The organism is Hymenobacter volaticus (assembly GCF_022921055.1).
Lineage (GTDB): Bacteria > Bacteroidota > Bacteroidia > Cytophagales > Hymenobacteraceae > Hymenobacter > Hymenobacter volaticus.
Map to the genome: position 1 here is coordinate 2,935,542 of NZ_CP095061.1, position 14,450 is coordinate 2,949,991.

Annotated in this window: 9 protein-coding genes and 1 pseudogene; 5 read left to right on the forward strand and 5 right to left on the reverse strand. The window is 55.2% G+C overall.

Features of this window, described 5'->3' with window-relative positions:
• Positions 1-37: 37 nt before the first annotated feature.
• On the reverse strand, positions 38-1,114 hold the full coding sequence (locus tag MUN86_RS12800) for a nucleotidyltransferase domain-containing protein (RefSeq protein WP_245118309.1): 1,077 nt from the start codon (positions 1,112-1,114) through the stop codon (positions 38-40).
• A 72-nt stretch (positions 1,115-1,186) separates the two neighbouring features.
• A complete protein-coding gene (locus tag MUN86_RS12805) occupies positions 1,187-1,954 on the reverse strand; it encodes a nucleotidyltransferase domain-containing protein (protein WP_245118311.1) in 768 nt (255 codons plus the stop codon).
• 336 nt (positions 1,955-2,290) lie between these two features.
• On the opposite strand from MUN86_RS12805, the gene MUN86_RS12810 reads away from it, so the two are divergent.
• The 5 genes and pseudogenes from MUN86_RS12810 (at position 2,291) to MUN86_RS32390 (ending at position 9,202) form a co-directional block, all read left to right on the forward strand.
• Positions 2,291-4,042: a hypothetical protein gene (locus MUN86_RS12810; protein WP_245118313.1), complete on the forward strand. Its 1,752-nt coding sequence runs from the start codon at positions 2,291-2,293 to the stop codon at positions 4,040-4,042.
• Between the two features lie 150 nt (positions 4,043-4,192).
• Positions 4,193-5,920, forward strand: coding sequence for a M28 family metallopeptidase (locus MUN86_RS12815; protein WP_245118314.1), 1,728 nt, complete (start codon positions 4,193-4,195; stop codon positions 5,918-5,920).
• Positions 5,921-5,979: 59 nt separating this feature from the next.
• Positions 5,980-6,906 carry a GapS4a family protein gene (gene gapS4a, locus MUN86_RS12820; protein ID WP_245118316.1) on the forward strand — a complete coding sequence of 309 codons (927 nt, stop codon included), beginning with the start codon at positions 5,980-5,982 and terminating at the stop codon, positions 6,904-6,906.
• Complete coding sequence (locus MUN86_RS12825; protein ID WP_245118317.1) at positions 6,893-7,741, forward strand: hypothetical protein; 849 nt, start codon at positions 6,893-6,895, stop codon at positions 7,739-7,741. The genes gapS4a and MUN86_RS12825 overlap by 14 nt, the downstream gene beginning before the upstream one ends.
• A gap of 417 nt (positions 7,742-8,158) precedes the next feature.
• A pseudogene (locus MUN86_RS32390) lies at positions 8,159-9,202 on the forward strand (S41 family peptidase).
• A gap of 11 nt (positions 9,203-9,213) precedes the next feature.
• Here the strand turns inward: MUN86_RS32390 and MUN86_RS12835 are convergent.
• From MUN86_RS12835 to MUN86_RS12845, 3 genes are all read right to left on the reverse strand, one after another.
• Positions 9,214-10,269, reverse strand: coding sequence for an SDR family oxidoreductase (locus tag MUN86_RS12835; protein ID WP_245118318.1), 1,056 nt, complete (start codon positions 10,267-10,269; stop codon positions 9,214-9,216).
• A gap of 237 nt (positions 10,270-10,506) precedes the next feature.
• Entirely contained in the window at positions 10,507-11,592 is a 1,086-nt protein-coding gene (locus tag MUN86_RS12840; RefSeq protein WP_245118319.1) for an alpha/beta hydrolase, read from the reverse strand.
• 222 nt (positions 11,593-11,814) lie between these two features.
• Entirely contained in the window at positions 11,815-14,439 is a 2,625-nt protein-coding gene (locus MUN86_RS12845) for a polynucleotide kinase-phosphatase (RefSeq protein WP_245118320.1), read from the reverse strand.
• Positions 14,440-14,450: the final 11 nt, after the last annotated feature.

Sequence of the window (14,450 nt, forward strand, 5' to 3'; positions counted from 1 at the left end):
ACTCAAAGGCCCTTCTCCACTAGGAGAAGGGCCTTTGTTATTTAACGGATGCGTACCACGCCCGCCGCGCTTGAATTAGCAGTAGCTCAGCGGCGGCTTTGTTGGGCGCTTCGGGCAGGCAGGATGCGGCGAAGGCGGCCTCCACTCGCGCTACCAGGGTTTCTGCTTGCTGCACTAGCTCCTCATATTCGAACTCGCCCCGGCGGATGGCTAGTAGGAACTCCCGGTCGGGGCGGCGGACTTGGAGCTGGCTGGTGAGGGCAATTTCCTCGGCCATGCGCAAGAGCCGAAACACGTGCAGCATGTTTTTGGCGTCGTAGTTTTTGCCGTGTTGCACGGTGTTCTGGTACCGCTCGGCGTTGCGCTTGGCTACCCACTCGTGGTACTCCCGAAACACCCGACAGTAGGTGCTGTAGCCGTTGCGATTGAAACTCAGATACGCTACCGGCATCTCCCCTTTCGGCACCGCCGATAGCAACACGTCCTGCGAAGTTTCCGGGTCGCGCACAAGGCCCCGGTAGCCGTGGCGGCCGTCGGGGTTGTCGTCGATGAACAAGGCGTAGAGGTCGGTGAGGTGCGGCACGTTGGCTAGGCCGCACTGCGCGGCGCTGATACCCTGCCGAGTTAGCCACTGCTGCACCGGCTGCGCGCCTGCGCCTACCGTCACATAGCAGAAATCCAGCACCGATTTACGGCTGGGCGGTTCGGGATGGTTGATTTTCTTGTTCAGACCTTTGGCTTTCCTAATCTGCGCTACGGCGTACTCGGCAAAGCTCTGCCGGCAAAGCTTGGAGAGAAAAACTTCGGCCCGAAATGCCTCGAATAGAGGGTGGCGGTACACCACACAGTCCTCGGGCGTGCCGAGCAATTCCAGCACGGTGGGGTTGTTTTTGAGCAGTAATTCAACGAAGCGGCGCAATTCGTAGAACACCTCGTCGTTGGTGGCGTTGGCCACTTGCGGCACGTATTCCAAGCCGTAGAATTCTTCTTCCGGCAAAATGAATATGCCCTTCAAATCGGTATCCGAGTGAGGTAAATTGGTACCGTAAGCACGGCTGCCGCTAATGGCTTCAAAGAGAATAAGGCCGCGCTGGCGCAGGTCGGAAATGGTCATGGGCTGTTGCTTTCGGCGCGGATACTGATTCGCGCAACGGATGCAAGGGGTTCGTAGAAGTCCGCAGAAGATTTAGAAAGGAGCTACAAGCAAGGTTCGGAACAAGGCGTCTAGCGCGGGCGTAGGGTCGGCCACTCTGGTAATGGGCAACGTGGCGCGTGCTGCCAGCACGGCCTCGTATTCCGCTCGCAGAAAATCGACCAGCAGCGCTGGACGAGGCACAGTGGTTTTCTCGTCGGCCGTGGCCTTTCGAGACAGCAACTCGTTTACGGTATCGTCCAGCTCGGGCGGCAGCACCTGGCACAACAACTGAAACTCCATGGGCGGCACCTCGGTGGGTTGCAGCTGAATCCAGCGGGCCGCCAACGAGGAGCGCAGGGCGTAAAAAAGCCGCTTCAACCGCACGTCTGCCGCAACCAAATCGTCTTCTACCCCGCGCCGCATCAGTCCGGTGTAGTGATTCAGCCCCGCCCGCGCGTTCCAGCAGCTTGTCAGGTGCGGGATCAGTTCCGCTTGAAAGCTAGCCGTTTCCGCATACACCACCGGCGACTGTAGCCACTCGAAAAGCGCCGCATTGGAGCCGCGTAGCAGCTTTAGCGCTTTGCGCAGTTCCCAACCGGCCAGGTCTAGTTCGTCATCTACCGGAAAATTGAGCGTGTCAGCGCCCTCATCAAGAGTTAGGTACCAGTCGGTGGGGTGGGCGTAGATGAACCGCACGTCGTAGTCGGAATCTGGGGAGGGGAAGCCCCAGGCTCGGCTACCCGATTCGCACGCATAAAGGATGCGGATGTTGTGGCGAGCTTCGAGCTGGCTAAGGGCGTTTTGGATGCGGGCGTGCACGAAATAATAGAGTAAGCCGGAAAACTGTAAGTTGAGGTGCTAATTGCGCAATATGCGCGGCATACGCAATCAGCGCGTCAACTACTGTGTTTACTTCACCCCGTGTTAAATAATGATTTGAAGCTTTCAGCAATGTGGGCCTGGCTAGCAATCATCCAGTATGATGCTGGAAATTAGGATAACACACGGAGCAGTTGTTATGGCGCTTCGGCCGTTACTGTCGGTCTCTCTGGGCTATGTACTCTGTCGTCTACGCCTAGGTATTTACATCACCACGGAAGCCCGCCAGTGCATTATCTAAGTACTATACAGCAATGAAATCTGATTAGCAATATCATGCGCACGATTATACAGTTACTCTGCTGGTTGGGTGTGGTGCTACTCAGCGCTTGTGATGCCCGTAAAGCTTCCCTAAATGCCTCGCCTGTCGGCCCGCCGCCACCTCGCTCCTACGCTCCTATATTGCTGCGCACCGGACTGGTGAAGCCGCAGCACCGCCGGTGGCTGAACTTCTGCGATACGACCCGGCTCGAACACTTTCAACTAGGTCATACCCCTTCCCAGGTACGCGGCTGGCTCACTGACTATGAAGAGCGGCAGGAAAAGCATTGGCTGCTGGACCCGGATTCGCTACTTGTTGCTACCAAGGAGGCCATTGGTGCGCCGCCCTCACTGCCGCTTATGGGGCTGTCAATTCGGCTACCCACTACCCCAGCAGAAATACAATCAGCTCGCGCCCAAGCGCTACTGCTCATCAAACAACTGTTGCAGGCGGGCTTACTTACCCCAGCTGATTATCAAATTCTGTTTCCTCTGGCCCAAGCAGGTGGCTTTTTCAGTCGTCGCCAACTGCTTTACAATTCCTACGACATCCTGGGTGTAGCCCACCGCCTGCGTCAGAACACCAGCTTGGTTCCGGCCCTGCAACAACTGAACCTACTCCCACCCAACCGAGCGCGGCAGCTCGACCAAGACTTGCGGGCCGGTCGGTTTCATGACCCGGTAGAACTGCTCAACTGCCTGCCCCACGCCCGCGTGTTCCACCGCTCCAGCTACCCCGCCGCGCTGCCTGCCTACCTGGAGCAACTGCACCGGGAAGTAGCGCAGCTTCTACCCAATATGAACTTCACCGACTTCCGAGTTGAAGTAGTGACCCCAGGCGAACTATCGTATTGCATCAATTGCTCAGGCGACCAGGATGTGGTGGTACGGTTGCGGGTTGATGGGCACGAGTACACTCACCGTAGTGCACTGGAGGATATCTATGCCAACAGAAGCGTGTACTCGGAACAGTTTTATTGGGTTTTCAACCAGGTACTAGCTGACCGTGCCACTCCTTACCGCTTGGTATTCGTAGAGTCGGAACAGGACAGGTACTTGCATGGCAATACGAACCGCTTCGGCCTCTGGCGACTCAATCCTAGTCAAGCCGAGGCTCTGGATACGCTGGGATATTCGGTGTTGCATACTACAGCCGCAGATGGATTTACGCTGCTGCCAACCGATACCGTTGCGGCGGCTCTCCAGGCCTTTGAAGCACTCGGCTTTTTGCGGCACCTTTCGCCAGCCAAGCGTGCCGCAGCCAAAGCCCGTCTGTGGCAAGCACGCCTACATGAGCGGCAAGAAGTGCTACACTACGTTCCGGGCAGCGTGGGCCAATACCGGGGCGATCCTTATTATACCAGCTGGTCGTATGCGCGGCTGCTGGAAGTGCTCCGCCGATTGTCGGGAAATCTGTTCCGGCCCATGCAGGTGCAAGACTACGCCCAGCGCCGCGACGGTTACTTACGCTTCTCGCTGCACGGCCGCGTGTACCAAACACCGCTGGACCAAGCAAACGAGTCGCCGGATGCGCGCCTGTTTCAGCTGGTGCAGCGGGCCATGCATGAACAACGGATTCCTGGCAAGTTCTATGAGGTAGGCTCCGGACTGGCGCAAGCCCGCGGCATGGTTGTGAGCTACGTGTTTCTGCTGCCAGAGCAGGAGCGCACCATCCGCCGTAAACACCTACTCACCCTCACCGATCCTACCCTGACTAAGGAAGAACAATACGCGCAGGAGGAAGCCGAGGCCGCTTTAAGTCAGTAACAGCACTCGAAGCAGGCGGGATTCAAACACTGTAGGGTTAGCCGAGAATATCCCTTACTATTGGAGAATCAAGCTCAAATACTGCTTCCGCGCCTTTGCAGCTTATGAAGCTCTACTTCCTTCACGCTTCTTCGCAATTCTAAGTAACCTATGTCTTTCTCAACTCGTCGTTTCTTTTCTTGGCGCCGGACGGCACCGGTGTGTTTACTTGGCCTATCATTAGCCGGCTGCCAGTCCCAAACATCTACTGCCACCACAGAGACTACTACAGAAGCCAAGACAGAGTCCGACCCAGCTGCTACCCCAACCGGCGCCATTTCAACGGCTAGCATCCGCAAGTATCTGCAAGCTGTTTCTTCCGACGATATGCAGGGTCGCAAGCCGTTCACGGTGGGCGAAGAACGCAGTACCAAGTACTTAGCCGACCAGTTCAAACAGCTCGGCCTCAAGCCTGGCCCCGATGGCAGCTACTTCCAGGCCGTGCCCATGGTGGAAATTACGGGTACGCCCGCTGCCACCATGCAAATCAAAGGCAACGGCCAGAACCTGAGCTTTACGTACAAAACTGACTTTGTGGCCTTCACCCAACGCGAGCAGCCACAGGTGCCCGTCAGCAACTCGCCGTTGGTATTTGCCGGCTACGGCGTGGTGGCACCCGAGTATAAATGGGACGATTACGCGGGCCTCGATGTGAAGGGCAAAACGGTAGTGGTTCTCGTCAATGACCCCGGCAACGCGGGCAACGATACCACTTTCTTCAACGGCAAGGCCATGACCTATTACGGCCGCTGGACCTACAAATACGAGGAAGCCGCCCGCCACGGCGCGGCCGGTGTGCTGATTGTGCACGACACCAAGCCGGCCGCCTACCCTTGGTCGGTGGTGCTGAGCGGGGCCACCAGCCCGAAGCTGCGCGCCCAAACGCCCAACAAAGGCGCCGATAAGTGCGCTCTGGAAGGCTGGCTGACCATGGACGCTGCCAAGAAGCTGTTCCAGGCCGCCGGCCAGAACTACGACCAACTCTATGCCGCAGCCAACAAGCCCGGCTTCCGCCCCCGTCCCCTCGGCGACCTTACGCTTACGGCCAGCATAGCCAACAAGCTCCGCCGCCAGACCAGCCGCAACGTGCTGGCCGTGCTGCCCGGCACTACCCGCGCCAACGAATACATCGTCTACTCCGCGCATTGGGACCATTTCGGGGTGGGCAAAGCCATTGCTGGCGACTCCATCTACAACGGCGCCGTCGACGATGGTACCGGCCTGGCCGCCTTGCTGAGCATCGCCGAAGCGTTCCAGAAAGCCCCGCAGAAGCCTGCCCGCAGCATTGTGTTCCTGGCCGTGACCGGCGAAGAGCAGGGCCTGCTCGGCTCGGCCTACTACGCCCAGCACCCGCCCTATCCGCTCAACAAAACCGTGGCCGACCTGAACATGGACATGCTCTGGCCCTACGGCGAGATGAAAGACCTGACCGTCATTGGCTACGGCCAATCGGAGCTAGAGGACTACGCCCGTGCGGCAGCCAAAGAGCAGGACCGCTACGTGCTGCCCGACCAAACGCCTGAAACCGGCATGTTCTACCGCTCCGACCACTTCAACTTCGCCCACGTGGGCGTGCCTTCGCTTTACGCCAGCGGCGGCTTCGAGAGCCGCACCCGCGGCAAAGAGTACATTGCCGAGCAGCGCCAGAACTACACCACCAACATGTACCACAAGCCCGCCGACCAGTTCGACCCGAGTTGGGACCTATCTGGCATCGCCCAGGATGCCCAACTCTACTTCCGCGTCGGTCAGCGCTTGGCTGGCGAAACCACGTTCCCGCAGTGGCGCGCCGGCTCGGAGTTCAAAGGTGCCCGGGACAAGAGTATGAATGGGCGGTAAAGCAGGTTGCTTGTTGAGGATTTCGTTTATTAGCTATCATATAAGTATATCTGCACAAAATGGGGGAAACTTCTAAAAAACGAGGTGAATTTGGAGAAGACATAGTAGAAAGGCTTCTCACTCTGATAGGCTGGGATAATTTACTTACAGGACGAGACTTAGAATGTTTTAATCCGATAGAGCATTCTATATCAACTAGAGATAGAGCAAATCATGGTGTTGACTTTATTTATCAATATGATTGCCCTTTATTTAGTGACACACAAATGTTTATATTGACATCATCAAAATTCAATGATAAATATCCGTCAAATCCTACTAGCAAGTTCAAAGCTCACCTACGAGATATTGCTTATGCTTTAGACTGTTTTAAGAAATCATCGATAAGGAGCAAACTAAAAAATACGGACATAAGATATACTTGTAAACAAACAGGTGTTATTTTCTGGCTTGACAATTCAAGTTCATACGACAATGTACTTGAGCGTTTAACTGATTTTAAAATAGACGATTCATTACAATTTGACACAGTTTATCTTGTTGACAATCATCGTGCACGTTTCATACATGATACTATCACGTTTGCCAAAAGACAATTTTCTGGCAAAACGGTAGAATTCTTTCATCCGACAACAGGATTCAATAACACTGTCAAAAACAGAATAAGTAGCAGCGATACGCTACCCGTTCAATATATAAATAGCAGCATTCTCCCTCTAAAAGTAATTGACGATGAAAGTGAATATCTCATAATCAATTGTATTGACAAGTTTGAAGAAGATACTTTAAGAAAGTTATTGAGCCTTTCTCAAAAACTAACAGAAAACTGGGGACAAAAGGTATATATTCTATTCCCCGATTTCAATCATGATATGTACTCATCTACAGTAGAAGATATAAAGCTAGAATTAAAAGACAAGCGTTTTGCAAAAAAAGTTATAGTAAGTTCTTTTAACATAACGTTTCGAACAGTTGAACAATTCTAACAACTTAAACTCTGAGCTTAGTTCTCTACTTCCATACGGAGATGGGATTAAGCCATTACTTGTAGCTAGCAGTTTAAGTGAGCATGATTTGAGATTTATGCTACAGAAACGCGGAGTGTTCGTCAAAGCACCACAGCGCAATAATACTGTTCCATTATTGGCTAGTATGATATTAAGCCCTAATGAATTTGAAACTTTAAGAAATAGGCAACATCAAAAAGAAAGTAATATAAAACCCTTTACTGCTCAAAGCGAATGGATAGGCCAAAATACAAGCGTTGCAGATGTGCTGTCAGACAAGTTAGATACGATAATTAAAAGCTTAACAAAAGAAGAATCTCCATACTCTATTAAAAATTACAATATATCATATTTATCTAATGACAAAATACTTATTGAAGGTGAAATAGAAAGGCGTGACTGGACTAAAGATGTTTTCTCTATTACTTCTCTACACCCTTGGAGATTCACAATAGAAAGATCGGCTGCAGGCAACATAGTGCAGTATATAGCTGAGACTACAGTACCAGAGACTAAGCATTTAACAAACCAATTTCAAGCACGCATCCACCAGCAGTTTCAACTTTCAAAAGTAGTTGACAATACCAAAACCATACAACGCGTTGTTGCAACACATTTTAAAGGCAATCATTTTATTTTTGAGTATCTATTCATTTTTACAAAGATAAGTTTCTCTTCACTTAAGTTTCAGAGAATAATAGACATTGAAACTGGAATAGACAACCGTTTAAATTTTCCTGATAATTTCAAATGGCTTAAAGGAAATATTGGTGAATTAAAATTAACCGCACTACACGGTAAAAAACTCGAATAAACTGATATCATCGAAATTGGCAAACTAGGAATTCTTATTTTTGGTGAAATAGATGCAGAATTCAATTTTCACTATCAAGATATAAGAGGAAAGTGTATTATACAGTATGGATTTCCTAAGTTCTACGATAAACGAGGGCACGTTGAATTTGAGACTAAAATTCAAAGGATAGACCTTAGCCATGAATGCTCACATGTTTCAAAAGAAGCAGTAAAACGGTATCTACTTGCAGAATTTCAAAGGGACAAGCATATAATATTTGAAGATTTTAGAACTAAAGGCAAAGTTGATCCTGACCCCAAGGACGAGGACAACCAATACGGTATACTATTCCCTTGGGCAGGTTAAATTGTTACTTACTCCACCATAATCTGAGTCTCCAACCAACCCTCCTCCCGTAATCAGCATCTTCTCTGCATGAAGAAACCAGGCTTACTCGTGCTACTGTTCGTTGCTAGTCGCTCGGCTTGGTGCCAAACTACCCCCGCTCCACTTCCCGATTCTGTTAAGACCTTTCTGGATAAGAGTCTGACGCTGCTGGAGACGTACTCGCTGGAGCGTGGCACTGTAAATTGGCCCCAGCTGCGCCAGACGGTGTACCAGAAGGTTCAGGGGGCGCGGTCGGTGCGGGAGTTGCTGCCGATTTACCCGTTTGTGTTCGAGCAGTTGAAGGATGACCACGGCTGGTTGACTTACCAAGGCAAAACCTACAAGTGGCACAACACCGCCCGCCCCGCCTACACCAACACCGCCGTGAAAGAGGCCATTGCCAAGAAGCCGGGCGTAGTAGTTAAAATGCTGCCCGGCAATGTGGGCTACGTGCAGTTGCCGGGCATCAACGCCGGCGGCAGCCTACAAGCCATGCGCGACGCGGCCAAAGTGGTGCAGGATTCCCTTTGCCGCCTTAACCCCGATAAAGCCAAAGCCTGGATTATTGATTTGCGCCTGAACACCGGTGGCGCTATGGCGCCCATGCTCGCCGGCATCGCCCCCCTCATCGGCGACGGCTACCTGGGCGGCTTCGTGGATAAAGACGGCAAGCCTGATGAGCAGTGGTACCTTAAGTAAGGCAACTTCTACATGGATACCCTGCAGGTGACCAACTTGCAAAACCGCTGCCCCGTTCGGAAAACCGATAAGCCCGTGGCCGTACTCCTGAGCGGCATAACTGCCAGCTCCGGCGAAATTGTGGCTATCAGCCTGAAAGGCCGCCCCGCCACCCGCTTTTTCGGGGAGCCTACCTATGGTGCCACCACCGCCAACGAAAGCTACCGCATCAGCGGCAATTCCTACCTCACCATCGCCGTCATGCAGGAAACCGACCGCAACAAAGCTGTATACCGCTCCAACGTCACACCCGATGAGCTTGTCACCGGCGGCGACAACTTTGTAGACCTGACCAAAGACACGAAAGTAGCGGCGGCCCTCAAGTGGCTGAAAACGGCAAGCAAGGTTAGATAAGGCGCTTTTCGCTACGGGATGATTTTCTCGGCTTTCAACTGCTCGAACTGGTTGCGGAAAGACGTGAAGCTGTCGAGGTGCATGTCGTGGAAACCGGCGCGGCGCAGCTTGTTGACGTCGAAAAAGGCATCGGCTTCCACGTTGAAGATGAAGTCGCCGAAGGGCCACTGTGCTAGCTCGTCGAGGGTGTGAGGTTTGAGATTGTATTTCTGCACCATCTGCTGCCACAGGTCGGCTTTATCGGCCATGTACTCTTGCAGCGGAAACGTGATGGGCTCGGCGTACTCCACGCCGAAATACTCGGCAAACTTAGGCCACAACTGGCTCCACCGGAATATGTCGCCGTTGGTGACGTTGTAGATTTCCTCGTTGCATTCGTCGTGCGTTGCCACCCACTCCATGCCCTTGGCCAGCAGTGTGGCGTCGGTCACGTTTACTAGCACCTGATAAGCTTGTAGGCTACCCGGAAAGCGGAACGGCACCTTCAGCTCCTTGCACAAGCTGGCATACACAGCAATCAGGTTGGCTAGATTCATGGGGTTGCCCACGGCGAAACCCACCACAATATCGGGGCGCACGGCCGTCCAGCTCCACGGCTTTCCCGCCGATTGCTCGCGCAGAAAGTCTTCTTGGCTGTAGTAGAAGTTCGGCGGGAAGTGGCGTGGGTCGGTTTCAAGGGCCGGTGTTTTGTAGCGGCCGAGGTGGGCACCGTACGCTTTGCCACCTTGAATGAAGGTGATGTGCCGGAAGTCGGGGGCAATCTGCTCTAAGCCCGTCACGAGGTTGCGCAGCAGCGCCAAATTCACCTGAGTTTGAGCAGCCAGCGTTTTGCCTTCGATATAGGCCGCATAAAGTACGTGTGTAACCTCGCGCAACTGTTCGGCTTGCTTCGCTACGGCCTCGGGGTCCAGCAAATCCAGCTGCACATAGCGCGCTGAGGTTTCATAATCCAGCGCCGAGGCCGACGTGACCAGCGTATTCCAGTTGCCGGTGGAGAGCAGATAGTTCACGGCATTACGGCCAATAATGCCGTTGCCGCCGACTACCAGAATGGTGTTACTAGGCATAAGTTGTTGATTTATATACTTATCAGTCCTTCAAACCAATAAAGAACGTCCTGCTGAGCGCAGTCGAAGCATCTCGCGTGCTGAGGTTGCAGTACTAACTCAACGAGTCGAGCGAGATGCTTCGACTGCGCTCAGCAGGACAATACCATTACAACCTCAGCACGCGAGATGCTTTAGCCTCGTTGCACTGCGCGGACGAAAGAGCAAGCAGGACGTTCTTCTTGGTCGAACTGGCCTTTAGAAGTTTGGTAGTACGGCATTCAGCGCGGGGGCGGTTGCTAAATCCGCAGTTGATTCTGCAAATGCATTAGGTTGAGCTGAACCGTGTAGGGCCTGCTTTAAACAGGTAAGCATCAGGTTCCAAGCGCGTTGTGCGGGCTCTTTGGGGCCGAAATGAGTGAAAGCATGATCTACGCCTTTAAATTCCTCGTGGGTGACGGCTACGCCTTGCTCCCGCAATTTCTGCGCGTATTCGTTGCCATCGTCGCGCAGCAGGTCGTACTCGGCCGTGATAATGAGGGCGGGTGCCAAGCCGGTCAGGTCTTCGGCTAGCAAGGGCGAAGCCAGCGGATTGAGACAGTCGGCGGGGCGAGGCACGTACATGTGCTTGAAAAACGACGCCAGCTCGACCGGAAGCACTTGTTTCTTGCGGCGCAGTACGTGCTTGTGGTCGGTGCGCTCGGCTAGGTTGAGCGAAGGGTAGTCTAGAATCTGCAAGGCCAGCGCAAACTCCTGGCGCTCTTTCACCAACAGCGCTACCGCCGCCGCAAAGTTGCCGCCCGCGCTGTGGCCGCCAATGGCTAGGCGGCTGGCATCATAGCCCAAGGCAGAGGCCTGCTCGTGCACCCACTTCACCACCTCGTAGCACTGATAGACGGCCGCCGGAAACGGGTGCTCGGGCGCCAACGTGTAATCGACGTTCACCACCACACATTGCGCATGATGCGCCAGGTATCGGCACAGCAGATCGTCCTGACCAGGGAAGCCGAGCACAAAACCGCCGCCATGAAAATTGACATACACCGGCAGCGGCTCCGTAGTGGTTTCAGGCCAGTAAAACGTGACGGGAGCCGCACCGTACGCCGTGGCTACTTCCCGCTGCTCGATGGTGCGCATCGTTTCCTTCGGGACGCCAAGCTTGCGGCGCGAAGGTCCGCCGCGCTTAATAAGCTGGCGCAGCAGAGCCAACCGGATGCGGCCCGCCGAGGTAATAGTCGCGCAGTTGTCTGCCTGAATAGTGTAGGGCTTGCTCCGCCACACCCACGTAAGGAACCCGGCCGCCAAGACGGGTGCCAGTAAAAAAGCCGCTTTCTTCTGTTGCATGAATTGGTTGCTGTAGGACGCGTCTTGGGCAAGTCTCGATGAGGGAAAGAAGGGCATACACCTCTGCCTCTTCTATCCCATCCACTACCCAAGTTGCGTTCATACGGAATGCAGCAGAAAACAGAAGTCGACTATAAGCACACTTTAGTTGGAATGCAGTACAGAAGATCGTAGTGACAAGGCTTGCATAGAGGTCCGAAGGGCCGCGTCTACAGCATTCTGCTACAACCGCGGGTCCACGGCCTCGCTTTCCAAGGCCAGCACACCAAACACGCACTGATGCACCTCGCGCAAAGGGGCACCGGCTACGAACCGTTCCAGACTTTCCACGCCGAGGGCAAACTCCCGCAGGGCCAAGTTGCGCTTGGCTTTGACGGCCCGCTCCTTAAGGCGCTCTAGGTTGCCGGGCAGCAGATAATCAGGGCCGTAGATAATGCGAAGGTATTCGCGACCCCGGCACTTGAGAGCGGGCTGCACGAGGGTTTTAGAGCCTTTTGGGATAAAGTCGTAGGGCTTGACCACCATGCCTTCGCCGCCGGCAGCCGTTAGGTCGGTCCACCACTGGATGGCGGCTTCCACTTCCGCGGGCTGTTGGGTGGCAACGACGCGGTAAGGCGTGGCGCGGAGCAGGCCAGGGTCCTGGACGCTGAGCGCACGCAGGGTTTCCATGTGCCAAGCGTGGTCTTTGTCGAAGTAGGTGTGGCCCTCGGTGGCGAGCAGGTGGAAAGGTGCCAACCGCAAATCGGCGAGGCTCTCCACGGGCCAGCAGTAACGGCGGTAGGCTTCGGCGTAGTGGTCGGCGGCGGTACGGCGGGCAGTGGTGCGAGCCAGCAGGGCCTCAAGGCCATCGAGGTTGCGGGCGGCGGCTTGCTCTAGCGCGGCTTCGGCTAAGGGCAGCGCGGCGCTGGCTGCGGCGGCCACGGCGGCGTACTGGTTCTTGATTAGGTCTTGCGCCTTAGCCGACCACGGTAGCAACTCGGCGTCGAGGCAGAGCCAATCAGTTTGGTGCTTCTCCCAAAAGCCGGCGCCGGTTAGGGCCTCTTGCAGCTTGGTGAGGAAGGCGCTTTCCAGGTTGGGGTCGGTGAAGAAGTTGCGGCCGGTGCGAGTATAGCACTTGCCAGGCCCCTCGCCTACCACCCCGAAGCGGCGGCGCGCCGCGTCCTCGTCGCGCGCCAGCACCACCACAACGCGGCTGCCCATGTGCTTTTCCTCGCACACTACGCGCTCCACGCCCATCTTGCGGTAGTAGTCGAAGGCTTCGGTGGGGTGTTCCAGCAGGTCCGGCAGCGGACTGGTTTCCGTCGGCGACATGGTGGGCGGCAGGTAGAGCAGCCACTTGGGGTTGAGGGCGAAGCGGCTCATCACCTCCAGAGCAGCAATGGCGTTTTCCTCCCGAATCGTAACCGAAGGCAGCAGGCGCGGCCGAATGATTTGCTTGCCAATCACGTCGCGGATGTCGAGCAGATCATCGTGCTGCTGTTGCGCGGTGAGGTCGGAGGTAGTTTGTGCGTTGGCGGTTGCTTGTTCGTGCTGAAGGCGCAGGTAATTGAGCGGGCGCGCCGGCGCGCAGTAAACGCGGGCGGCGGGCACGGCCACCAACTCCCGCTCGGGGTAGCGCAGGGCCGTGAGTTGGCCCCCAAACACGCAACCAGTATCAATATCAATAGTGTTGTTGAGCCATTCCGACTCGGGCACGGGCGTGTGGCCGTACACCACCATGGCCCGGCCGCGGTACTCCAAGGCCCAATTGTAGCGCACCGGCAAGCCAAATTCGTCTATCTCGCCGGTGGTTTCGCCGAACAGCGCGAAGGACCGCACCGCCCCCGAGCCCCGCCCCTGCATGTCTTCGCGCAAACCGGCGTGGGCCACTACCAACTTGCCCCCATCGAGCACATAGTGGCTTACGAGGTCATCCAGAAACTGCCGCACCTGGCTCTTGAACGTGTCCGACTCGGTGGCCAGTTGCGCCAGCGTCTCGGCGAAACCATGTTGTTCGTTTACCTTTTTGCCGTTGAGGTGGCGCAGCAGTTTGATGTCGTGGTTGCCGGGAACGCACAGCGCCACCCCGTCCTGCACCATGCGCATCACTAGCCGCAGCACCGCTGGCGAGGCCGGACCTCGGTCGACTAAGTCGCCAAGGAAAATAACCCGTCGGCCGGCCGGTGCCGTTACGCGCACGCCCAAGTCACGGGCATCCTGCACTGGCTCGGCCTCGACGGAGTAGCCAAGATTGGCGAGTAGCTGCACCAGCTCGTCGTAGCAACCGTGCACGTCGCCGATGATGTCGAAGGGGCCGGTTTCCTGCTTGCGGTTGTTGTAGAGCGGGTCACGCACTACGGTTTGCACAGCGTCGATTTCCTCAGGGCCATTCAGGTGGTAGACCTGGCGGAAGCCTTCGTGCTTGAGCGTTTTGAGGCTCCGGCGCAACTGTATACGCTGCTGTGGTACCACGTGCCGACCCATATGCTTGCGCTCGTCGCGGGCGCGGTTGCGGCTCTCAGCTATGTGGTCGGGCACGTCGAGGATGACAGCAGTGGGCAGCACGTGGTAGTCGCGGGCCAGCTGCACTAGGGTCTTGCGGGCTTCGGGCTGCACGTTGGTAGCGTCCACCACCGTGAGCAAGCCGCGCTTCAGGCGTACACCCACTAGGTAATGCAACAACGCAAACGCGTCGGGCGTGGCCGCTTGGTCGTTCTCATTGTCCGCCACCAGCGCCCGGCAATGGTCCGACGATACGATTTCGGTGGACTTGAACAGACGCCGGGCAAACGTGCTCTTACCCGCCCCCGACGTGCCAATGAGCAGGACCAGGGAAAGTTCGGGGAGCTTGAGGGTAGTTAGAGGCATTATAACAAAAA

What these genes read in the sequence shown, in the direction of transcription:
- gapS4a (WP_245118316.1), top strand. Translation starts at nt 5,980, where the DNA reads ATGGGGGAAACTTCTAAAAAACGAGGTGAATTTGGAGAAGACATAGTA.
- MUN86_RS12800 (WP_245118309.1), bottom strand. Translation starts at nt 1,114, where the DNA reads ATGACCATTTCCGACCTGCGCCAGCGCGGCCTTATTCTCTTTGAAGCC.
- MUN86_RS12845 (WP_245118320.1), bottom strand. Translation starts at nt 14,439, where the DNA reads ATGCCTCTAACTACCCTCAAGCTCCCCGAACTTTCCCTGGTCCTGCTC.
- MUN86_RS12835 (WP_245118318.1), bottom strand. Translation starts at nt 10,269, where the DNA reads ATGCCTAGTAACACCATTCTGGTAGTCGGCGGCAACGGCATTATTGGC.
- MUN86_RS12840 (WP_245118319.1), bottom strand. Translation starts at nt 11,592, where the DNA reads ATGCAACAGAAGAAAGCGGCTTTTTTACTGGCACCCGTCTTGGCGGCC.
- MUN86_RS12810 (WP_245118313.1), top strand. Translation starts at nt 2,291, where the DNA reads ATGCGCACGATTATACAGTTACTCTGCTGGTTGGGTGTGGTGCTACTC.
- MUN86_RS12815 (WP_245118314.1), top strand. Translation starts at nt 4,193, where the DNA reads ATGTCTTTCTCAACTCGTCGTTTCTTTTCTTGGCGCCGGACGGCACCG.